Source organism: Frigidibacter sp. (assembly GCF_030695035.1).
In the GTDB taxonomy this organism is placed as follows: Bacteria; Pseudomonadota; Alphaproteobacteria; order Rhodobacterales; family Rhodobacteraceae; genus Frigidibacter.
Window position 1 is genome coordinate 75,158 of record NZ_JAUYTT010000002.1, and the last position, 19,415, is coordinate 94,572.

Consider the following 19,415-nt stretch of genomic DNA (forward strand, 5'->3'; position numbering starts at 1 on the left):
GCCGCCCTTCGGGGCGGCCTTTTTTGTTGTCCGGCAGGGATATGGAACCCATGCAGAACCCATGCATATGTCATATGTAAAGTGAAACGCTCAGGAGTTTTCGGGGGCGCCGAGCCGGAACACCTTGGCGATGCGGTCCACCGGGGTTCCGTCCTTGAGCGGGACGCCGGGATAGACCCGGTAATCCTGAAACCCCATCGAGGAATAGAAGGCGAGCCCGCCGGTATTGTCGGCGCGGATGGTGGCGTCGATGGCCTCTATCCCTTCCGCCTCGCACCACGCCCGGCTGGCGGCGAAGAGGGCGCGGCCGGCGCCGGGCAGGCGCGGGTTGCGGCGGGTGAAGGTGCCGATGGAGAGCCAGCCGGTTGGCAGGTTAGGGTCGCGGCCGAGATGCTGGAAGCCGGCGGGGATGCCTTCGGCATCGAGCACGGTGAAGCCGGCGGCGTGGTTCGGGCCGTGGTAGTAGGCGGCGCCGAATTGCTCGGGCGTGAAGGGGCGTTCATGCGCGGTGGTGCCGCCGGCGGCGATGATGTCGTTGAGAATGGCGCGCAGCGGCTCCATGTCGGCGGGATGCATGGGGCGGGTTTCGAGGGTCATGTGAGGGGGCCTTTGCGGGGGGGCGGTTGCGGCGCAAGGTGGGGGAAAGGCGGGGCGGGGGCAAGCGGGGGGCCTCTCTGCAGGGTGCCCAATGGGAAGTTTGGGTGCCACGGTCGCCTTGCAGAATTTCGGCCGTCGACGAAATTCTGCTGTGCCCGCCCCCCCCGAGGGCGGGCACATTCGTGCCCACCGGGGCGGTCCCATCAGAATTTGGCACCCTTCGGACCAAGCTTCACCCCCCTTGCCCTGCGGCTTGCGCCTTCGGGCAACCGACGCGGTCGGCTTGCCACTGGCAAGCCGCCTGATCGCGCCGGGGCGCTGGGCCTGCAACGAGCGGCGATGTGGCTGGTCGATTCCGGGGAGAAGTGCGCTCCCCACCCCCCACTCCTGACCGATTGGTAAACTGTCACAGAACCGCACCCAAACTGTCACATGGCGCGCCTAAACCCCAGCCATCCGATCTAACCCAAGGGGTGACTCCATGATCCGCACCGTGACCGTTTCCAGCCTTGCGCTGATTGCTTCCCTGTCGGCCGCCCAGGCCAAGACCGAAATCCAGTGGTGGCACGCCATGGGCGGCGAGCTGGGCACCAAGCTGGAAGAGATCGTGGCCGGCTACAATGCCAGCCAGGAAGAGTATACCGTGATCCCGTCGTTCAAGGGCACCTATCCCGAAACGATGACCGCCGCGATTGCCGCCTTCCGCGCCAATGAACAGCCGGCCATCGTGCAGGTGTTCGAGGTCGGCACCGGCACGATGATGGCCGCCAAGGGCGCCGTCTATCCGGTGTACGAGCTGATGGCCGATATGGACGAGCCCTTCGACCCGTCGGCTTTCCTGTCCTCGGTCGTGGGCTATTACACCGACACTGAAGGCAACATGCTGTCGATGCCGTTCAACTCTTCGACCCCGATCCTGTATTACAACAAGGACGTGTTCGAGAAGGCCGGCCTTGACCGCAACACCCCGCCGAAAACCTGGGCCGAAGTCGAAGAGTTCGGCACCAAGATCATGGAATCGGGCGCGGCGCCTTGCGGCTTCACCACCGGCTGGATCAGCTGGGTGCAGCTGGAAAACCTGTCGGCCTGGCACAACCAGCCGATCGGCACGCTGGAGAACGGCTTTGGCGGTATCGAGACCGAGCTGACCGTCAACGGCCCCGTGCAGGTGAAGCACTGGGAGAACCTGAAGAAGTGGCAGGACTCGGGCCTGTTCCAATATGGCGGGCCGACCGGCGGTGCCGATGCTCCGCCGAAGTTCTACGCCCAGGAATGCGCGATCTACATGAACTCCTCGGCCAGCCGCGCCGGCGTGGTTGCCAATGCCAAGGATTTCGAAGTCGGTTACGGCATGCTGCCCTATTATGACGATGTCGAAGGCGCGCCGCAGAACTCGATCATCGGCGGGGCGACGCTGTGGGTTCTTCAGGGCCGCGACGAGGCCGAATACAAGGGTGTGGCGAACTTCTTCAGCTACCTCTCCTCGGCCGAAGTGCAGGCTGACTGGCACCAGTTCTCGGGCTACCTGCCGATCACCCAGGCTGCCTGGGATCTGTCGAAAGAGCAGGGCTTCTACGAGGCCAACCCGGGTTCTGACGTGTCGATCCAGCAGATCACGCTGAACGAGCCGACCGAAAACTCCAAGGGTCTGCGCTTTGGCAACTACGTCCAGATCCGCTCGATCATCGACGAAGAGTTCCAGTCGCTGCTGTCGGGCCAGAAAGATGCGCAAGGCGCGCTGGATGACCTGGTGTCGCGCGGCAACGTGCTGATCCGCGAGTTTGAAGCGGCGAACAAGTAAGCCATAGGCGCCCGGCCCGCCCGCGCCAAAGACGGCGCGGGCGGGTTCGTCTTTACTCTCCCATCGGCGCCCGCGCCGTGACCCGGACCCCCCCCATGAAGCGCACGATCTTTGGTAATCAGGGACTGCCCTGGCTGCTGCTGGCCCCGCAGCTGGCGGTGACGCTGGTGTTCTTCCTGTGGCCCGCCGGCCAGGCGGTGTGGCAGAGCTTTCTGCGCGAGGATGCCTTTGGCCTGAAGACCAGTTTCATCGGACTGGAGAATTACGCGGCGCTGTTCCGCGACCCGCAATACCTCAACTCGATGCAGGTGACGGCGGTGTTTTCGATCTCGGTCGCGGTGCTGTCGCTGGGGCTGGCGCTGCTGCTGGCGCTGGCGGTGGACCGGATGCTGGCCTCATCGCGCATCTATACCACGCTGCTGGTCTGGCCCTATGCCGTGGCGCCGGTGGTGGCGGGGATCATGTGGTGGTTCATCTTCAACCCGACCATCGGCATCATGCCCTATGTGCTGCGGCAGATGGGCTATGACTGGAACCACGGGCTAAATGGCAATGACGCGATGGTGCTGGTGGTGATCGCGTCGAGCTGGAAGCAGATCAGCTACAACTTCCTGTTCTTCGTGGCGGGGTTGCAGGCGATCCCGGCCAGCCTGCGCGAGGCGGCGGCCATCGACGGGGCGGGGCCGGTGAAGCGGTTCTTCACCATCACCCTGCCGCTGCTGTCGCCGACCACCTTCTTCCTGCTGGTGGTGACGATCACCTACACGCTCTTCGACACTTTCCCGGTGATCCATGCGACGACCGAAGGCGGGCCGGCGCAATCGACCAACATCCTTGTCTACAAGGTGTTCAATGACGGCTTCCTGGGGCTGAACCTCGGCTCCTCGGCCGCGCAATCGGTGATCCTGATGGCCATCGTGATCGGGCTGACGGTGATCCAGTTCCGCTGGATCGAGCGGCGGGTGGAGTACTGACATGGTTGAAGACCGTCCGATCCTGAACCTTCTGGCGCATCTGGTGCTGATCATGGGTGTGCTGGTCGTGGCCTTTCCGGTGTGGCTGGCCTTCGTCGCCTCCACCCATGAGGCGACGGCCTTCACCTCGGGCGTGATCCCGCTCTGGCCCGGTACGCAGGGGCCCGAGAATTACGCGGTGATGCTGGGGCAGGGCGTTTCTACCTCCGGTGCACCACCCTTGATGCTGATGATGACCAACTCGCTGATCATGGCGCTGATCATCGCCTGCGGGAAGATCGCCATCTCCATCACCTCGGCCTTCGCCATCGTCTATTTCCGCTTCCCGTTCCGCAATCTGGCCTTCTGGGCGATCTTCATCACGCTGATGCTGCCGGTCGAGGTGCGGATCGTGCCGACCTTCAAGGTGGTGGCGGATCTGGGCCTCTTGAACAGCTATGCCGGGCTGACGGTGCCGCTGATCGCCTCGGCCACGGCGACGTTCCTGTTCCGGCAGGTGTTCCTGACCATCCCCGATGAGCTGATGGAGGCGGCGCGGATCGACGGCGCCGGGCCGATGAAGTTCTTCCGCGACATGCTGATCCCGCTGTCGCGCACCAATATCGCGGCGCTGTTCGTGATCCTCTTCATCTATGGCTGGAACCAGTATCTGTGGCCGCTGCTGGTGACGACGGATGCCAAGTTCTACACCGTCGTCGCCGGGATCAAGCGCATGGCCGAAGTGGCCGACGCGATCCCGCAATGGAATTTCGTGATGGCCGCGGTGATGCTTGCCATGCTGCCGCCGGTGGCGGTGGTGGTGTTCATGCAGCGGCTGTTCGTCAAGGGTCTGGTCGAGACCGAGAAGTGAAGCGGAGAGAACGGAAATGGCAGGCATCACGCTGAGGGGCGTCGGCAAGGTCTATGCGGGCGGCACACGGGCGGTGGGCGGCGTCGATATCGAGATCGCGGATGGCGAGTTCCTGGTGCTGGTCGGGCCTTCGGGCTGCGGCAAGTCCACGCTGCTGCGGATGATCGCGGGGCTGGAGACGATCAGCGAGGGCGAGGTGCGCATCGGCGGCCGGGTGGTCAACGAGGTTGAACCGGCCGAGCGCGACATTGCGATGGTGTTCCAGAACTACGCGCTCTACCCGCATATGACCGTGCGCCAGAACCTTGCCTACGGGCTGAAGAACCGCCGCACGCCTGCCGAGGAGATCACCCGGCGGGTGGATGAGGCGGCGGCGCTGTTGCAGATCGGGCCCTATCTCGACCGCAAGCCCCGCGCCTTGTCGGGTGGCCAGCGCCAGCGGGTGGCGATGGGCCGCGCCATCGTGCGCGAACCGGCGGTGTTCCTGTTCGACGAGCCGCTGTCGAACCTCGACGCCAAGCTGCGGGTGCAGATGCGCGGCGAGATCAAGCAGTTGCAGGCGCGGCTGGGGACGACCTCGGTCTATGTGACCCATGACCAGCTGGAGGCGATGACGCTGGCGCATCGCCTGGTGGTGCTGAATGGCGGCAAGGTGGAGCAGATCGGCGCGCCGCTGGAGCTGTATCACCGGCCGGCCTCGGCCTTCGTCGCGGGCTTCATCGGCTCGCCGGCGATGAACCTGCTGGATGGTGAGCTGTCGGGGACAGAGTTGCGGGTGGCGGGCGCGGTGCTGGCGCTGCGGGCGGAAGTGTCGGGCCCGGTGATGGTCGGCCTGCGCCCCGAAGACCTGCGCCGGGTGCCGGAGGGGACGGCGGGGGCGCTGGAGATGAAGATCGCCTATGTCGAGGAACTGGGCGCGCAGCGGCTGGTGCATGGCCATGCCGAGGGCCAGCCGCTCTGCGCGGCGCTGCCAGCGGGGCAGGATCTGGGCGGGCGGCTGACGCTGGCCGCGGCCCCGGGGGGGCTGCACCTCTTCGACCTGGCGAATGGCCGGCGGATCGAGACGACACAGGCGGCACGGGTGGACGCCTGAGCGCCACCCCCTTCCCCTTTGCCGTCGCAAATATCCTCGGGGGGTGCGGGGGGTAGACGGCCCCCCGCCGCCAGCCCATGACGCCAACCTCACCCCCTGAGCGCCACTGCGTGATTGTCCCAGGCCCGCGCCCTTGCGCCAAGCGGGGTCAGCCGCCCCGCCTCCAGCTGCAGCAGCCCGCCCACCCCGTCGGTCAGCACGAAGCCCGCGCCCATCGGCGCGAGGCCGCAGACATCGGCGCGGGGGATGACGTGCAGCAGATTGCCCGCGGTATCGAACACCACCACCCGGCCGCCGCGGGGGCAGGAGACGGCGACCTGCGCCCCGTCCCTGCTGATCGCCACGCTGCCGACATAGCCCTTCATCAGCCGGTGCTCGGCCTCCCCGGCATCGGCCAGCACAGGCTCCGCCCCCCTCCGGTGCAGGCCCAGAAGCGGCGGCGCGGTTTCGGGCTCATCCTCCCATTGCATCGCAAAGGCGACCATCCCGTCCGGACCGATGGCCAGATGGCGGATGGAGTTGCGGTGCCATTCGGTGGGCAGTTCCACCTGTTCCAGCAGCTCGCCGGTCAGGGACAGATAGGAGAGGTTCGGGCGCATCACCGGCAGGTTCAGCTTCTCGCGGCCCTTGGCGGGATTGGTCTCGATCCCGCCATTCGCCACCGCCATCACCTGCCCGCCCGGGAGGAACTGCACGTCATGCGGGCCGATGCCGTGGCTTTCCAGCTCGCCGATGCGCCGCCAGCCATCGCTGCGGGACCACAGGCCGATCTTGCCACGGGTGGTGACGAAATCGTTCTCGGCGGTGTAGAGCAGGGCCCCATCGGGCGAGAACGACCCGTGGCCCATGAAGTGCCGGCCCTCGGGACTGTCGAGCCGCGCCAGCGTCTGCCCCGTCACGCAATCCAGCACCACGGCGAAGGTCCCGGGGCGGCGGGCGAAGGCGACGGCCAGCGGCTCGGTCGGGTGGACGGCCCCGGCATGGCCGCGGGCGGGCAGGGGGATGCGGAAGCGGTCGGCGCCATCGGCGCCCACGCCGTAGAGCGCGAAGCTGCCATCCGCATCGCGGGCGGCGGCGAGGAAGGCGGGATCGCCCGCCGCGGCCCAGCCGAGCTTGGGAACGGTGGAGGCGGCGAGGAGGCTGGCCAGAAATCCGCGGCGGGTGGTCATGGGGAGGCTCCTGTCAGTCGCCGTCAAGGGCGTTGAAGCCGGCGGCGACGCCAAGCTCGGCGGCGAGTTCGGCCGAGGCGGCATCGTGCACGCGCTCGATGGCGGTTTTCAGCTCCTGCACCTTCAGGCGGCCGGTGGGGGTGTCGACCTTGGCGAAGACCGGATCGTCGAGCTTGGCGGCGACGCTTTGGGCGTAGTCGAAATAGTCGAACAGGTACTCGGTGCCGCCCTCCGTCAGCGCCTCGGCCAGCGCGCGGTTGGCGGCGAGCGAGAGGGTGACGTTGTGGAGCGAGCGGCCAGCCCCCCGGCTCTCGGCGCGCAGGGGGCGGGGGCGGGTCAGGCTGCCAAGCGGGCGGCCGAGGCGGACCTCGGCATCGAAGCCAAGCTGGGTGACAAGCTGGGTGAAGACGGCTTGGCGCGCCTCATGCGCTGACAGGAAGCGGGTGTTGCCGGGGGCGCCGGCGGTTTGCAGCAGCGGGGCGAACTCGGTGCGCCAACCGGCTTCGACCTCGGCCGCGAGGGCCGCAAGGTCGGCAGCGGCTGCGCGGGTCAGGGCGCAGCCAGGGTCCGCTTCGGTGTAGGTGTTGAAGGCGGGGTCGTAGAGCATGACTTCCAGCGCATGGAGGCCGCGGGCGGCGACGGAGACCTCGGCATAGGTCTGCCCCGAGGCGAGCGGGGCGCCGCCCCCCGCCAGCAGGGCGGCAAGGGCGCGGTCGGTGGCGCCCTTGGGGTCGGGCCAGAAGGCGATGGCGAGGCCGCGGCCCTTCTGTTCCAGCGGGCCGATGCGGAAGGTGGAGGCGGGGATCCAGGCGTCGAAGGCGGCATTCCAGGCGGCGCGGAGGGTGGCGGATTGCGCAAGGCAATCGGCGGCGGCGGCATCTTCCAGCGCGGCGGCGGCCTGCGCGAAGGCAGCAAAGCGCGGCAGGATGGTGCCGGTGACCACGCGGTCCACCACAGGATCGGCGGCGGCGGGGGCGGCGAGGGCCAGCAGGAGGATGGTGAGGATCTTCATAGGCTCTCCAGAAACCGGATCAGGGCGGCGCGGTCTTCGGGCGGCATGTCCGCAACCCGGTCACGCGCCGGCTGCGCTTCGCCGCCATGCCAGAGCACCGCCTCCAAGAGGCTGCGGGCGCGGCCGTCGTGCAGGTATAGGGTGTGCCCCGAGACTGCCTGCGTCAAGCCGATGCCCCAGAGCGGCGGGGTGCGCCATTCGGTCCCCGAGGCGGTGGCTTCGGGGCGGTGATCGGCCAGCCCCTCGCCCATGTCGTGCAGCAGAAGGTCGGTATAGGGCCAGATCAGCTGAAAGCTGCGGGCGGGATCGTCCGGCAGGCGGGTGGTGACATGTTTGGGCGTGTGGCAGGCGGCGCAGCCGGCGGCGTGGAACATCTCCTTTCCGCGCAGCACCTGGCGGTCCGCGATGCTCCGCCGTTCGGGCACCGCGAGCGCCGCGGCGAAATGGGTGGTGAGCGCGAGGCCGATGCTGTCCAGCTCCAGCCCCTCGCGCAGGTCGGCGTCCTCGCCATGCGGGGCGGTGCGGCAACCCGTCTGCGCCTCGGTGCAATCGCCCCAGCCGCCGGGATAGAGCGGGTTGGAAATGCCGATGTCGATGGCAAAGGCGCTGGCGACCTGATCGGCCAGCGTGGCATGGCCGGCCTTCCAGCCGAAGCGGCCAAGCGCTGGCGCCCCCCGTTCCCGCGACCAGACGGTACCCGCACGGCCCGAGATGCCGTCGCCATCCGCATCATGGGGATCGGCGGCGGCGAGGATGTCGGCGGCCGGGATCGCCTCCAGCAGCCCCAGCCCGATCATCGGCGGGGCGATGCGGGGGCTGGTCAGGGTGCCGGGGGGCAGGGCGGGGCCTACGCTGTAGACCGGCTGGCGCAGGCTGGCGGTTTCGCCTCCGGACAAGGGCACGACGATCTCGGTATAGCGGATCGCCAGCTGGCCTTCGGGGGCTTGGCCGGCAACGGCAAAGTCCTGCAGCTGCTCGCCAAGCTCGGGATGCGGCAGCGTTGCCAGATAGCCCTCGATGGCCGCAAGCTCTGCCGGCGGATCAGCGGCCACTGACAGGCGCAGCACCATGCCGCTGGCCCCGCGGTCCTCAGCCCCGCGCGGCTGGCCGCGGCCATTGCCGGGATGGCAGCCAAGGCAGGAGCGGGCATTGAACAGCGGCCCGAGCCCGTCCGAAGCGCGGGTCGCCGAAGGCGCCGTCACCCAGAGCTTGCCGAAGAGGGCGGAGCCGAGGTGGAAGTCCAGCTCCTGCTCCGGCCCCATCCCCGGCAGCGTCGCCGCAAAGGCCGCCCGGCCGCGCGCCGCCGCGCCGCGGGTGGTGCCGCTGCCGCCGGGCAGGGCCTCGAAGGGCTCGGGTGCGGTGAAATCGGTGGGCGGGGCCAGCACCGCTGCGATCCGCGCCGCCTCCGCCGCGCTGCGGGGCTGCTCTTCCAGCGCCTGCGCGGGTGCGGCTAGCAGCGCCGCCACGAGGGCGGTGCGCAGCAGGGGGAGGCAGGGCTGGGCTGATCGCATGGCAGGGCATCCTTTGCCCATGTGAGTGCCGCGAAATCCCGAGTGTTTCAATCGGAATGTGCGCGCGCCCCACCGCGGCATTCTGCCCTTTCCCCCTCTTCTTTGCGAAAATATCCCGGGGGTGCGGGGGCTGGCCCCCGCTTCGCCCCCGGCAAAGCAAAACCCCCGCCCGAAACGGGGCGGGGGCATCAGCCGCAAGACACTGCGGGATCAGTCGGCTTCGTTCGCCGGCTTGGCGTTCAGCAGCCCATAGCGCTCTTCGCCCAGTTTCTCGTAAAGCCCGATCTGGGTTTCCAGGAAGTCGATATGGCCTTCCTCATCGGCGATCAGCTCTTCGAACAGCGCCTTGGTGGTGTAGTCCTTCACCACCTCGCAATGGTCGCGCGCCTCGATATAGAGCGTGCGGGCCTCATGCTCGGCAGCCAGATCGCATTCCAGCGTTTCGAGCAGGGTTTGGCCGATGCGCAGCGGGTCGAGTTTCTGCAGATTCGGATGGCCTTCGAGAAAGATGATCCGGGTGATCAGCTTGTCGGCATGGTGCATCTCTTCGATGCTCTCGGCGCGGTTCTTGTCGGCCAGACGGCCAAAGCCCCAGTCTTCCTGCAGGCGGTAATGCAGCCAGTACTGGCTGACCGCCGTCAGCTCAGAGCGCAGAGCGGCGTTGAGATACTCGATGACCTTGGGGTCGCCCTTCATTCGTATGGTCCTTTCCTGCCAGGCGGCGCAGGCCGCGCAAGTTGGTTGGCACCCCAAGATTGTCGCAACCCCGCATGGTGGCAAGGAAAAGCGGCATGCAGCCCCCGCAATCGGCACTTTTCCCCAAGGCGTGGTAGATCTTTCCGGGTGTGATGATGGTGTCGGGGTCGGAGGCGCGCATCCAGTCGACGGCGGCGCGGATGTCGTGATCGGCGATGGATTGGCAATGACAGACGATCATGGCGGTTCCCCGAGAGGCTCGACGTGAGGCGTGGTGGGCCGGGGCGATAGGCGCCCCGGCGAGGTTATTGGAAGACGTTGGGGTTACTGGAAGACGGCGGTGGGGTTGTCGAGGCTGTCGGAGCCTTCAAAGGCGAGGCCCGAGACGCCAAGCGCCGTCACCGCGCGTTCGATGGCCTGGGTCTGCTTGACGAGGCCATCCACGGCGGCGGTGATCAGCGCCTCGCCTTCGGCATTGCCGGGGGCGAGCATCATGTCATAGGCCATGCCGCCTTCGGCTGCCGTCACCAGATCGTCCAGTGCGGCGACGGTGGCGTCGAGATCGGTCTTCAGCTCGGCATCCACGGCCGGATCTGCTGCGGCGACGAGGGAGGACAGCGAGGGGCCGGTGACGGTGCTGCCATCGACGCGGGTATAGCTGCCCAGATAGACGTTCCGGATGCCGAGCCCGTCATAGTAATGGCTGTTATGGGTGTTGTCGGAAAAGCAGTCATGCTCCTCCTCGGGGTCGTTCAGCATCAGGCCCAGCTTCATGCGCTCGCCCGCCTGCTCGCCATAGGACAGGCTGCCCATGCCGGTGAGGATCGCCGAGATCCCGGCATCCTCATCGGCCAGCACGGTGGCGCGGCCTGTCCCGCCCTCCGCCCAGGCTGCGGCCATGTATTCAAGGTCCGACACCAGCAGATCGGTGGCGGCGGTCAGGTAGGCGGCGCGGCGGTCACAATTGCCGCCGGTGCAGCCGTCGCCGGTGATGTAGTCGGTATAGGGGCGGGCGCCGGCGCCGGGTTCGGTGCCGTTCAGGTCCTGGCCCCAGAGCAGGAACTCGATGGCGTGATAGCCGGAGGCGACGTTGGCCTCGTTCTCGTCGGCCTCGTGCAGCGTCTCGCCGATCAGTTCGGGAGTGATCTCCGTGGCGTCCACCGGCGTGCCCGACAGATCGAACGTCGGGTTCGCGATGACGTTGAGGATGCGGTATTCGTTCTCCTCGCTGGCCTCGCCATAGGAGGTGTCGACATAGTCGATCAGGCCTTCGTCCAGCGGCCAGGCGTTGACCTTGCCTTCCCAGTCATCGACGATCGCATTGCCGAAGCGGAACACCTCGGTCTGCTGATAGGGCACGCGCGCGGCGAGCCATGCGGTCTTGGCGGCGGCGAGCGTGTCTTCCGAGGGGGCGGCGACCAGAGCCGCGACGGCCTCTTGCAGGGCCTTGGCGGTGAACAGGCTGTCTTCATAGCCCGCAGCGGCGATGTCGGCATAGGTTTCCAGCACCGCGGCCTTGTCGGCGGCAAGGGCGGGCAGGCCGACAAGGGCCGTGCTGGCTAAGGCGAGGGCGAAAAGCCGGGTCTTCATCTGGTGTCCTCTCGGGGTCGGTTCATGTGCTTTGGCCACGCGAAACGCCGGCGGTGTGGTGGGCACTGCCGGCGGGCGCGAGGCGCTTATTTCGTCAGGATCAGCTTGCCGGCCTTGGTGATGCGCAGCGTGTAGATCTGGCCGTTGAGCACGATGCGCGCCTGCGCGCCGCCCTCGGTCAGGCGGGTCGCCTCATGCACGGGCAGGGCGTCTTGCAGGGCGAAGGTATGGGACAGCGTGGCGTTCATGGCATCCTCTCGATCCGGTCGAGCACGAAATCCAGTCCGTGTCCGCCGGGGGGGAGCCCGGCAAGCAGGGTCTGGATCACTTCGCCAAGGCAAAGCTGCGGCTCGATCCTGTTCTGGCCCCGGTCTTGGGTGGGGCTTGTCTCTGTTGCGCGTTTCATCGGGTGCCTCCGGGCGGGGGGAGATTCTGGCTGCCGGAGGTGGCTGGCTGGGGTGAGATGAAGTTGAGCGAAAAGGTAGGTTTTGTCAAACCTGATTTTTATGCTCAGGTATTCGGGCGGCATCCTGTTGCCACGGCGAAGCTCCCCGCGCCGCAGGGCGGCCGGGGCAGGGGCCCGTCGCGCAGACCCGCGGTCAGGACTTGCGGGATTTCTTCTTCTTTTTCTTGTGCTCGCCGGCCCCGGATTCGGCCTCGGCCGGGGCCGTGCCGGAGACCAGCGCCGCCAGATCGGCGGGGTCGAGTTGCGACAGCCGCTCTTGCCATTCTGCCATTGCCTGCAGCGCGTCCGCCAGTTCGGTGATCTCGGGGCCCGCACCGGCGGCCTGCAGGTCGCGCAGCCGGTCCAGCGCCGGCGCCAGCACCCGCCGCTGCCGCTCGGCCAGCACCTGCCGGATCAGCGCCCAGGGGTCGGCGGGGGCCACGAAATATTCGCGCCGGTCGCCGGGCACGCGGGCGATGGAGATGAGGCCCCAGCCGCGCAGCTCTTTCAGCGCGGTGGAGACGTTAGAGCGGGATATGCCCGCCCGCAGCACCAGATCATCGGCGCAGGGTGCCTGCGCCGCGCGCCAGATCGCGGCGAAGCACTGCGCGGCGGGGCGCGACAGGCCGAGGCTTGTCCCAAGCTCGGCGAACAGCGCCCTTGTTGCTTCATCCGGCATCGGCCACCCCCAAGAAATGCAGCAATTCCGGTTCTGCTGGGGCGATGTTAGACAAGGATCAGGCGGCTGTCAGCACGCCGCGATGCAAAAGGAGCGCCGATGGAACCCGGATATGACCTGCCCGCGATGATCGGGATGACCGAGGCCGAGGTGCAGACCCCGGCACTGATTCTGGATCTCGATGCGCTGGAGGCGAATATCGCGCTGCTGGCGGCGGAGGCGCGCAGCATGGGCGTGGCGCTGCGGCCCCATGCCAAGATGCACAAGTCGGCCGATATCGCGCTGATGCAGATGGCGGCGGGGGCGGTGGGGGTCTGCTGCCAGAAGGTCAGCGAGGCGGAGGCGCTGGTGCGGGCCGGGGTGGGCGATGTGCTGATCTCGAACGAGGTGCGGGACGGGGTGAAGCTGGCGCGTCTGGCACGGCTGGCCGGGCGGGCGCGGGTGGCGGTCTGCGTGGACGATGCCGGGGGCGTGGCGGAGCTTGCGGCGGCGGTGGCCGAGGCGGGCACCGAGCTGCGGGTGCTGGTGGAGGTGGATGTGGGCGCGGCACGCTGCGGTGTGGCGCCGGGCGGGGCGGCGTTGGCGCTGGCGCAGGCGATCATTGCCGCGCCGGGACTGCGCTTTGGCGGCCTGCAGGCCTATCACGGCAACGCGCAGCATCTGCGGACGGAAGCCGAGCGGGCGGCGGCGATTGCGGATGTGGTGGGCAAGGTGCGCGAGACGGTTGCCGCGCTGGAGGCGGCGGGGATTGCGGTGCCCTGCGTCACCGGGGCGGGGACGGGGAGCTTCCGACATGAGGGCGCGTCGGGGGTGTATACCGAGCTGCAATGCGGGTCCTATGCCTTCATGGATGCCGATTATGGCCGCAACCTCGATGCGGGCGGTAGGGTGGCCTCGCCCTTCCGCAATGCGATGTTCGTGCTGGCGGGGGTGATGTCGAAGACCCGCCCGGGCCATGCGGTCTGCGATGCCGGGCTGAAGGTGATGACGATGGAGAGCGGGCTGCCGGTCTCGGCGCGGGAGGGTGTGGCCTATGTGGGCGCCTCGGACGAGCATGGCACGCTGGCCGATCCGGGCGATGTGCTGCGCCCGGGGGACCGGCTGCGGCTGATCCCGGGGCATTGCGACCCGACGGTGAACCTGCACGACTGGTATGTGGGGATCCGCGGCGGCGTGGTGGAGTGCCTCTGGCCGGTGACGGCGCGGGGCAAGCACTTCTGAGGGTTATGCCGGGAGCACAGTGAAGGGCTTCGGATAGGTATGCTCCTGCAGGTTCGCGCCGGGGCCGATCCGGTCCACCACCGCGAAGAGGCCCGGCGCGTGCAGCGGGGTGAGGACGCCGTGCCACGTGCCGCGATGCAGGTTGATGCCCTGCCCGGGCGCGGTGAGGAAGGCGAGGGGAGTGCCGGGCGTGCCGCCCTCATCCGGGGCGACGATGACGAGAAAGGGTTGCAGGCTCATCGGGATAAAGGCCTGGCTGCCCTCGGGGTGCCGTTCGACCAGATCGAAGCTGTAGGGCAGCGGTCGGGGCACCGCGTCGAAGATCGAGATGCCGGCGCGGCTGCCGGGCTCGCCGAAGTCGAGCTGCGCCCGGTCATGGAAGCGGCCGCAGAGGCCGGCATTGATGATGCGGTCGGGGGTGCCCGACGCGTCGAGCACATCGCCGAAGGGGGCGAAGGCGGCGGCGGTGAGGGGCTGGGGGCGCAGGAGGGTCATGTGGGGTGCCTTTGGTTGGCGGAGCCGGGGGGCTGTCTGCCCCGCATGAAACGTCAGAACGCGGGGGGCCTTCTGCCCCCCGCGCCCCCCGAGGATATTTGGACCAGAACGAATGTGGGGGCGGGTTCAGCGGGACCACGGGCCGCGGAGTTGGGCGTGGCGGTTGACGTCCTTGTAGAGGAGGTAGCGGAACGGGCCGGGGCCGGCGGCGTAGCAGGCCTGCGGGCAATAGGCGCGGAGCCACATGAAATCGCCGGCCTCGACCTCGACCCAGTCGCGGTTGAGTTTGTAGACGGCCTTGCCTTCGAGCACGTAGAGGCCGTGTTCCATGACATGCGTCTCCTCGAACGGGATCACGCCTCCGGGTTGGAAGGTGACGATGGTGACATGCATGTCATGCGCAAGGTCGGCGGGATCGACGAAGCGGGTGGTGGCCCATTTGCCCTCTGTGTCTGGCATCGGGGTCGGGGCGATCTCGGCCTCGTTGGTGACGAAGGCGGCGGGCGGGGTGAGGCCGGGGGCGGGCTCCCACAGCTTGCGGATCCAGTGGAAGCGGGCGGGATGGTGCGCGCCATTGTGCAGGCGCCAGGCACATCCGGGGGGGATATAGGCGAAGCCGCCGGGGCCGAGCTCGTGTTCCTGGCCGTCGAGCGACAACCAGAGCTCGCCTTCGGTGACGAAGATGGCGCCCTGCGCGCGGGCCTCGGGTTCGGGGCTGTCGGAGCCGCCGCCGGGGGCGACTTCCATGACATATTGGCTGAAGGTTTCGGAGAAGCCGGACATCGGCCTTGCGATTAGCCACATGCGGGTGCCGGTCCAGCCGGGCAGCAGGCTGGTGACGATGTCGCTGAAGACGCCGCGGGGCAGGAAGGCGTAACTTTCGGTGAAGACGGCGCGGCCGGTCATCAGCTGGGTTTGCGGCGGCAGGCCGCCCTTGGGGGCGTAATAGGTGGTCATGGTCGGTCTTTCACGGCAGCAGCGCTTGCAGGCGCAGTTCGGCGATGCGTTCCACCTGGGCGCAGGCGGCGGTGAATTCGGTTTCGGTGTCATGGGCCAGGCGGCGCTGGAAGGCGGCGAGGATGCCGGCCTTGTCATGGTCGCGCACGGCGATGATGAAGGGGAAGCCGTGCTTGGCGACATAGGCGGTGTTGAGGCGCTCGAACTCGGCCCGTTCCGCATCGGTGAGGGCATCGAGCCCGGCGCCGGCCTGTTCGGCGGCGGAATGTTCGGTCAGGCGGCGCGCGGCGGCGAGTTTGCCGGCGAGGTCGGGGTGGGCTTGCAGCACCGCCAGCCTGTCGGAACGGGCGGCGCTGCGGAAGACGCGGGTGAGGGCATTGTGGACGCCGGCGGCGCGGTCATGGGCGGGACCAAGCTCAAGGTTCCAGGCGCGTTCGGCGATCCAAGGGGAATGCTCGAAGATACCGCCGAAGCGGGCGGTGAAATCGGCATGGGTCATCTTGCTGGGACGTTCCACGCGCTGGTGCGGATGCGCCTCGGCCCAGTGGCGGGCGATGTCGATGCGGCGGGGGAACCAGACGCCTTCGTGGCTTTGCGCATAGTCGAGGAAGCGCTTGAGGCCCGCGATCTTGCCGGGGCGGCCGATCAGGCGGCAGTGGAGGCCGATCGAGAACATCTTGGCCGCGCCAGCCTCGCCCTCGGCATAGAGCGTGTCGAAGCTGTCGCGCAGGTAGGTGAAGAACTGCTCGCCCTCGGTGTAGCCGGGCGACGTGGCGAAGCGCATGTCATTGGCTTCGAGCGTGTAGGGGATCACCAGTTGGTCCCGCGTGCCGACCTCGACCCAATAGGGCAGGTCATCGTCATAGGTGTCGGAGATCCAGGCGAAGCCGCCTTCCTCTGCCGTCAGCCGCAGGGTGTTGGTGGAGCAGCGCCCCGTGTACCAGCCAAGCGGGCGCTCCCCCACCACCTCGGTATGCAGGCGGATCGCCTCGGCGATCTGGCGGCGTTCCTCGGCCTCGGGCATGTCCTTGTGCTCGACCCATTTGAGGCCGTGCGAGGCGATTTCCCAGCCTGCAGACCGCATTGCGGCCACCTGTTCGGGGCTGCGGGCGAGGGCGGTGGCGACGCCGTAGACGGTGACGGGGATGGACATGCCGGTGAAGAGGCGGTGCAGGCGCCAGAAGCCGGCGCGGGCGCCGTATTCGTAGATGGATTCCATGTTCCAGTGCCGCTGCCCCGGCCAGGGTGCGGCGCCGGCGATGTCGGACAGGAACGCCTCGGACCCGGCATCGCCGTGCAGGACGTTGTTTTCGCCGCCCTCTTCGTAGTTCAGCACCAGCGAGACGGCGATTTTCGCGCCGCCGGGCCAGGCCGCGTCGGGCGGGGTGGGGCCGTGGCCGATCATGTTGCGGGGGTAGCGGTTCATCTGCATCTCTTGCCGTTGGCGCGGTTCGGGGCCAAGAATGGCGCTGGCACAGCGGAAAGACCAGAGGCAGATATGGCGGGCGGATACCTGACGACCCATGTTCTTGATACGGCGCGGGGCTGCCCGGCGGCGGGGCTGAAGATCGCGCTGTATCGCGTGACCGGCAACAGCCACCGCAAGCTGGTGGAGATGGTGACGAATGCCGACGGGCGGACGGATGCGCCGATCCTGCCGGTGGAGAAATTCGCTGTCGGCACCTATGAGCTGGTGTTCTTTGCGGGCGACTATCTGCGCGAGAGCGGGGGTGCAGGGGAGGAGCCGCTGTTCCTCGATCAGGTGCCGATCCGCTTTGGGATGAGCGATGCCGCGGCGCATTACCATGTGCCGCTGCTGCTGTCGCCCTATGGCTATTCCACCTATCGCGGAAGCTGAGATTGCGCGGAAAAGTGGCAGCCTTGCCCGAAGGGCGGGCAGGGGATGCGGCCTATGGTCGCCGTGCGGCGTGGCGTTGCGCGGGGGCTGGTGCGGCGCGGCCGGCCGGCGATGATGCGGAAAAGGTCCGGGGGACAAGATGAGTGATTTCGCCATATTCATGGACTGGGCCGAGTTCGCGGTGCGCTGGCTGCATGTCATCACCGCCATCGCCTGGATCGGGTCGTCCTTCTACTTCATCGCGTTGGACCTTGGGCTGCGCAAGGATGTGCCGCTGCCCCCCGGTGCGAGCGGCGAGCAATGGCAGGTGCATGGCGGTGGCTTTTACCACATCCAGAAATACATGGTCGCGCCCGACCAGATGCCGGATGACCTGATCTGGTTCAAATGGGAGAGCTATTCGACCTGGCTGTCGGGCTTTGCGCTGCTGGCGCTGGTCTATTACCTCGGCGCCGACCTCTATCTGGTTGATCCGAACGTGCTGGATATCCCGGTCTGGCAGGCGGTGGCGATTTCGGTGGCCTCGCTGGGGCTGGGTTGGCTGATCTATGACGCGATCTGCAAGAGCCGGTTTGGGGATGACAATACGCGGCTGATGGTCGGCCTCTACGTGATCCTGGTGGCGATGGCCTGGGGGTATACGCAGGTGTTCTCGGGTCGGGCGGCGCTGCTGCATCTGGGGGCATTTACCGCCACGATCATGACGGCGAATGTGTTTGCGGTGATCATGCCGAACCAGCGGATTGTGGTGGCGGACCTGATCGCGGGGCGGGTGCCGGATGCGAAATACGGCAAGATCGCCAAGCAGCGCAGCACCCACAACAACTACCTGACGCTGCCGGTCGTGTTCCTGATGCTGTCGAACCACTACCCCCTGGCCTTCGCCAGCGAGATGAACTGGCTGATTGCGTCGCTCGTCTTTCTGATGGGGGTGACGATCCGGCACTGGTTCAACACCCACCATGCGCGCAAGGGCAACCCGCACTGGACCTGGGCGGCGACCGCAATCCTCTTCGTGGTCATCATGTGGCTGTCTTCCGCGCCGATGTTCCAGCCCGATACCGAGGAGGCGGCGCTGCCGCGGGGGGCGGAGCGCTTTGCGGCGGCGGCGGGGTTTGACGAGGTAACCGATATCGTGATGGGCCGCTGCGCGATGTGCCACGCGGCCGAACCTGGCTGGGACGGGATCCATTATGCGCCCAAGGGCGTGCATCTGGAAACCGGCGGACAGATCGCGCTGCAGGCGCGCAAGATCTACCTGCAGGCGGGCGTCACCCATGCGATGCCGCCCGCCAATGTATCGTTCATCGAGCCGGCCGAGCGGGCCAAGATCGTGGCCTGGTATCGCGCGGCGACTGCGGGCTGATCAGTCCTTGAGGCAGCCCTCGAGCGTCTCCGCCATCGTGGTCAGCAGCGCGGGGTAGAGGTCCGGGCCGAAGGGCAGGTTGCTGCCCGACGGATCGAGCGCGGCGCCGAGTTTGACCGGCGTGCCCTCGACCAGCGCCTCGATCTGCTTGGGATCGTGCTGCGCCTCGGGGAAGATGCAAACGGCGGCTTCGTCTTCCAGCAGATGCCGGATCTCGGTCAGCCGTTCCGCGCCGGGGGCGGCGGCATCGCCAAGCGAGACGGTGCCGGCGATGGTCAGGCCGTAGTGACCGGCGAAGTAGCCATAGGCATCGTGGAAGACGACGAAGGGGCGGCCCTGCACCGGCGCGAGAGTCGCCGCGATTTGGGTGTCGAGCGCGGCGATGGCCTCGGAGGCGGCATCGGCATTGGCGCTGTAGGTGGCGGCGTTCTCGGGATCGGCGGCGGCGAGTTCGGCGGCGATCACGCCCAGCCAGGCTTGCGCATTGGCCGGGTCGAGCCAGGCATGGGGATCGGTGCCGCTGTGGTCGTGGTCGTCTTCGGGAACCTCATCGGCGTGGTCGTCATGGCCCTCGTGGTTCTCGCCTTCATGAGCGTGGTCGTCATGCGCATTGTCATCTGCGTGTTCGGGGTGGTCGTCGCCCTCGCCCTCATGCGCGTGCCCCTCGGCGCCGTCGCCGAACTCGCGGCGGAAGGTGCCCTCGGCCTGCAGTAGCGCCACCGGCTTGCCGGACAGCGCCACGCCCTCGATGGCGCGGTCGAGCCAGGGGGTCATCTCGGGCCCGATCCAGAAGATCAGGTCGGCGTTCTGCAGCGCGCGGGCCTGGCTGGGTTTCATCTGGTAGCTATGCGCATTGCCGCCCTGCTCCAGCAGGATCGCGGGCTGCCCGAGCTCGCCCATCACCTGCGCAGCGAGCGAGTGTACGGCGGGAATGTCGGTGACGACGGCGGGAACCTCGGCCTGCGCGGTGGTGGCCAGCATCAGGCAGGCGGGGGTGGCAGTGAGGGTCAGGGCGATGAGGCGGCGCATGGCAATCCTTCGGGGTGGCTTGTGGGGGTGGAGGGCCTTGTCTATGTTATAGCATAACAGGTCAAGCGAAAT

General features: G+C 67.7%; 21 protein-coding genes. 7 read left to right on the forward strand and 14 right to left on the reverse strand.

From position 1 onward, the window contains the following. Window positions 1-90: 90 nt before the first annotated feature. A complete protein-coding gene (locus tag Q8S30_RS01505) occupies window positions 91-597 on the reverse strand; it encodes a GNAT family N-acetyltransferase (protein WP_305664263.1) in 507 nt (168 codons plus the stop codon). A 481-nt stretch (window positions 598-1,078) separates the two neighbouring features. Here Q8S30_RS01505 and ugpB point away from each other — a divergent pair, with 481 nt between their 5' ends. From ugpB to ugpC, 4 genes are all read left to right on the forward strand, one after another. Then, the gene (ugpB, locus tag Q8S30_RS01510) at window positions 1,079-2,398 is read left to right on the forward strand and encodes a sn-glycerol-3-phosphate ABC transporter substrate-binding protein UgpB (protein WP_305664264.1); all 1,320 of its coding nucleotides are present in this window, start codon (window positions 1,079-1,081) and stop codon (window positions 2,396-2,398) included. A gap of 95 nt (window positions 2,399-2,493) precedes the next feature. Next, a complete protein-coding gene (gene ugpA / locus Q8S30_RS01515; protein ID WP_305664265.1) occupies window positions 2,494-3,372 on the forward strand; it encodes a sn-glycerol-3-phosphate ABC transporter permease UgpA in 879 nt (292 codons plus the stop codon). Window position 3,373: 1 nt separating this feature from the next. Next, window positions 3,374-4,222: a sn-glycerol-3-phosphate ABC transporter permease UgpE gene (gene ugpE / locus Q8S30_RS01520; protein ID WP_305664266.1), complete on the forward strand. Its 849-nt coding sequence runs from the start codon at window positions 3,374-3,376 to the stop codon at window positions 4,220-4,222. A 16-nt stretch (window positions 4,223-4,238) separates the two neighbouring features. Next, window positions 4,239-5,315, forward strand: coding sequence for a sn-glycerol-3-phosphate ABC transporter ATP-binding protein UgpC (gene ugpC / locus Q8S30_RS01525; RefSeq protein ID WP_305664267.1), 1,077 nt, complete (start codon window positions 4,239-4,241; stop codon window positions 5,313-5,315). Between the two features lie 89 nt (window positions 5,316-5,404). On the opposite strand, the gene Q8S30_RS01530 is transcribed toward ugpC, so the two are convergent. The 9 genes from Q8S30_RS01530 to Q8S30_RS01570 form a co-directional block, all read right to left on the reverse strand. Beyond that, window positions 5,405-6,484: a DUF1513 domain-containing protein gene (locus Q8S30_RS01530; RefSeq protein WP_305664268.1), complete on the reverse strand. Its 1,080-nt coding sequence runs from the start codon at window positions 6,482-6,484 to the stop codon at window positions 5,405-5,407. A 13-nt stretch (window positions 6,485-6,497) separates the two neighbouring features. Then, window positions 6,498-7,496: an imelysin family protein gene (locus tag Q8S30_RS01535; RefSeq protein WP_305664269.1), complete on the reverse strand. Its 999-nt coding sequence runs from the start codon at window positions 7,494-7,496 to the stop codon at window positions 6,498-6,500. Further along, a complete protein-coding gene (locus Q8S30_RS01540; protein WP_305664270.1) occupies window positions 7,493-9,007 on the reverse strand; it encodes a di-heme oxidoredictase family protein in 1,515 nt (504 codons plus the stop codon). The genes Q8S30_RS01535 and Q8S30_RS01540 overlap by 4 nt, the downstream gene beginning before the upstream one ends. A 210-nt stretch (window positions 9,008-9,217) precedes the next feature. Continuing rightward, the gene (bfr, locus tag Q8S30_RS01545) at window positions 9,218-9,703 is read right to left on the reverse strand and encodes a bacterioferritin (RefSeq protein WP_305664271.1); all 486 of its coding nucleotides are present in this window, start codon (window positions 9,701-9,703) and stop codon (window positions 9,218-9,220) included. Beyond that, window positions 9,651-9,944: a bacterioferritin-associated ferredoxin gene (locus Q8S30_RS01550; RefSeq protein WP_305664272.1), complete on the reverse strand. Its 294-nt coding sequence runs from the start codon at window positions 9,942-9,944 to the stop codon at window positions 9,651-9,653. Before Q8S30_RS01550 ends, bfr begins: the two co-directional genes overlap by 53 nt. Window positions 9,945-10,027: 83 nt before the next feature. Beyond that, complete coding sequence (locus Q8S30_RS01555) at window positions 10,028-11,293, reverse strand: imelysin family protein (protein WP_305664273.1); 1,266 nt, start codon at window positions 11,291-11,293, stop codon at window positions 10,028-10,030. Window positions 11,294-11,379: 86 nt separating this feature from the next. After that, on the reverse strand, window positions 11,380-11,541 hold the full coding sequence (gene hemP / locus Q8S30_RS01560) for a hemin uptake protein HemP (RefSeq protein WP_161344570.1): 162 nt from the start codon (window positions 11,539-11,541) through the stop codon (window positions 11,380-11,382). Next, a complete protein-coding gene (locus Q8S30_RS01565; RefSeq protein ID WP_305664274.1) occupies window positions 11,538-11,699 on the reverse strand; it encodes a hypothetical protein in 162 nt (53 codons plus the stop codon). The genes hemP and Q8S30_RS01565 overlap by 4 nt, the downstream gene beginning before the upstream one ends. A 193-nt stretch (window positions 11,700-11,892) precedes the next feature. After that, complete coding sequence (locus Q8S30_RS01570) at window positions 11,893-12,417, reverse strand: GbsR/MarR family transcriptional regulator (RefSeq protein ID WP_305664275.1); 525 nt, start codon at window positions 12,415-12,417, stop codon at window positions 11,893-11,895. A 99-nt stretch (window positions 12,418-12,516) separates the two neighbouring features. Between Q8S30_RS01570 and Q8S30_RS01575 the strand changes: the two genes are divergently transcribed. Further along, the gene (locus Q8S30_RS01575; RefSeq protein ID WP_305664276.1) at window positions 12,517-13,638 is read left to right on the forward strand and encodes a DSD1 family PLP-dependent enzyme; all 1,122 of its coding nucleotides are present in this window, start codon (window positions 12,517-12,519) and stop codon (window positions 13,636-13,638) included. Between the two features lie 3 nt (window positions 13,639-13,641). On the opposite strand, the gene Q8S30_RS01580 is transcribed toward Q8S30_RS01575, so the two are convergent. From Q8S30_RS01580 to puuE, 3 genes are all read right to left on the reverse strand, one after another. Continuing rightward, on the reverse strand, window positions 13,642-14,133 hold the full coding sequence (locus tag Q8S30_RS01580) for an ureidoglycolate lyase (protein ID WP_305664277.1): 492 nt from the start codon (window positions 14,131-14,133) through the stop codon (window positions 13,642-13,644). Window positions 14,134-14,259: 126 nt separating this feature from the next. Next, window positions 14,260-15,090, reverse strand: coding sequence for a bifunctional allantoicase/(S)-ureidoglycine aminohydrolase (locus Q8S30_RS01585; protein ID WP_305664278.1), 831 nt, complete (start codon window positions 15,088-15,090; stop codon window positions 14,260-14,262). Between the two features lie 10 nt (window positions 15,091-15,100). Then, the gene (gene puuE, locus Q8S30_RS01590) at window positions 15,101-16,516 is read right to left on the reverse strand and encodes an allantoinase PuuE (protein WP_305664279.1); all 1,416 of its coding nucleotides are present in this window, start codon (window positions 16,514-16,516) and stop codon (window positions 15,101-15,103) included. Window positions 16,517-16,588: 72 nt separating this feature from the next. On the opposite strand from puuE, the gene uraH reads away from it, so the two are divergent. Together uraH and Q8S30_RS01600 are read left to right on the forward strand one after the other, a co-directional pair. Continuing rightward, entirely contained in the window at window positions 16,589-16,948 is a 360-nt protein-coding gene (gene uraH, locus Q8S30_RS01595) for a hydroxyisourate hydrolase (RefSeq protein WP_305664280.1), read from the forward strand. A 139-nt stretch (window positions 16,949-17,087) separates the two neighbouring features. Further along, complete coding sequence (locus Q8S30_RS01600; protein ID WP_305664281.1) at window positions 17,088-18,314, forward strand: urate hydroxylase PuuD; 1,227 nt, start codon at window positions 17,088-17,090, stop codon at window positions 18,312-18,314. Here Q8S30_RS01600 and Q8S30_RS01605 read toward each other — a convergent pair whose 3' ends face one another. Continuing rightward, window positions 18,315-19,343, reverse strand: a complete 1,029-nt coding sequence (locus tag Q8S30_RS01605) for a zinc ABC transporter substrate-binding protein (protein WP_305664282.1) — start codon at window positions 19,341-19,343, stop codon at window positions 18,315-18,317. Between the last annotated feature and the right edge of the window lie 72 nt (window positions 19,344-19,415).

Coding starts and splice junctions, on each gene's coding strand:
- Q8S30_RS01580 (WP_305664277.1), bottom strand. CDS start 14,133: ATGACCCTCCTGCGCCCCCAGCCCCTCACCGCCGCCGCCTTCGCCCCC.
- Q8S30_RS01530 (WP_305664268.1), bottom strand. CDS start 6,484: ATGACCACCCGCCGCGGATTTCTGGCCAGCCTCCTCGCCGCCTCCACC.
- ugpE (WP_305664266.1), top strand. CDS start 3,374: ATGGTTGAAGACCGTCCGATCCTGAACCTTCTGGCGCATCTGGTGCTG.
- Q8S30_RS01585 (WP_305664278.1), bottom strand. CDS start 15,090: ATGACCACCTATTACGCCCCCAAGGGCGGCCTGCCGCCGCAAACCCAG.
- uraH (WP_305664280.1), top strand. CDS start 16,589: ATGGCGGGCGGATACCTGACGACCCATGTTCTTGATACGGCGCGGGGC.
- Q8S30_RS01555 (WP_305664273.1), bottom strand. CDS start 11,293: ATGAAGACCCGGCTTTTCGCCCTCGCCTTAGCCAGCACGGCCCTTGTC.
- ugpA (WP_305664265.1), top strand. CDS start 2,494: ATGAAGCGCACGATCTTTGGTAATCAGGGACTGCCCTGGCTGCTGCTG.
- puuE (WP_305664279.1), bottom strand. CDS start 16,516: ATGAACCGCTACCCCCGCAACATGATCGGCCACGGCCCCACCCCGCCC.
- Q8S30_RS01605 (WP_305664282.1), bottom strand. CDS start 19,343: ATGCGCCGCCTCATCGCCCTGACCCTCACTGCCACCCCCGCCTGCCTG.
- hemP (WP_161344570.1), bottom strand. CDS start 11,541: ATGAACGCCACGCTGTCCCATACCTTCGCCCTGCAAGACGCCCTGCCC.
- Q8S30_RS01600 (WP_305664281.1), top strand. CDS start 17,088: ATGAGTGATTTCGCCATATTCATGGACTGGGCCGAGTTCGCGGTGCGC.
- ugpB (WP_305664264.1), top strand. CDS start 1,079: ATGATCCGCACCGTGACCGTTTCCAGCCTTGCGCTGATTGCTTCCCTG.
- bfr (WP_305664271.1), bottom strand. CDS start 9,703: ATGAAGGGCGACCCCAAGGTCATCGAGTATCTCAACGCCGCTCTGCGC.
- ugpC (WP_305664267.1), top strand. CDS start 4,239: ATGGCAGGCATCACGCTGAGGGGCGTCGGCAAGGTCTATGCGGGCGGC.
- Q8S30_RS01505 (WP_305664263.1), bottom strand. CDS start 597: ATGACCCTCGAAACCCGCCCCATGCATCCCGCCGACATGGAGCCGCTG.
- Q8S30_RS01540 (WP_305664270.1), bottom strand. CDS start 9,007: ATGCGATCAGCCCAGCCCTGCCTCCCCCTGCTGCGCACCGCCCTCGTG.
- Q8S30_RS01570 (WP_305664275.1), bottom strand. CDS start 12,417: ATGCCGGATGAAGCAACAAGGGCGCTGTTCGCCGAGCTTGGGACAAGC.
- Q8S30_RS01565 (WP_305664274.1), bottom strand. CDS start 11,699: ATGAAACGCGCAACAGAGACAAGCCCCACCCAAGACCGGGGCCAGAAC.
- Q8S30_RS01575 (WP_305664276.1), top strand. CDS start 12,517: ATGGAACCCGGATATGACCTGCCCGCGATGATCGGGATGACCGAGGCC.
- Q8S30_RS01535 (WP_305664269.1), bottom strand. CDS start 7,496: ATGAAGATCCTCACCATCCTCCTGCTGGCCCTCGCCGCCCCCGCCGCC.
- Q8S30_RS01550 (WP_305664272.1), bottom strand. CDS start 9,944: ATGATCGTCTGTCATTGCCAATCCATCGCCGATCACGACATCCGCGCC.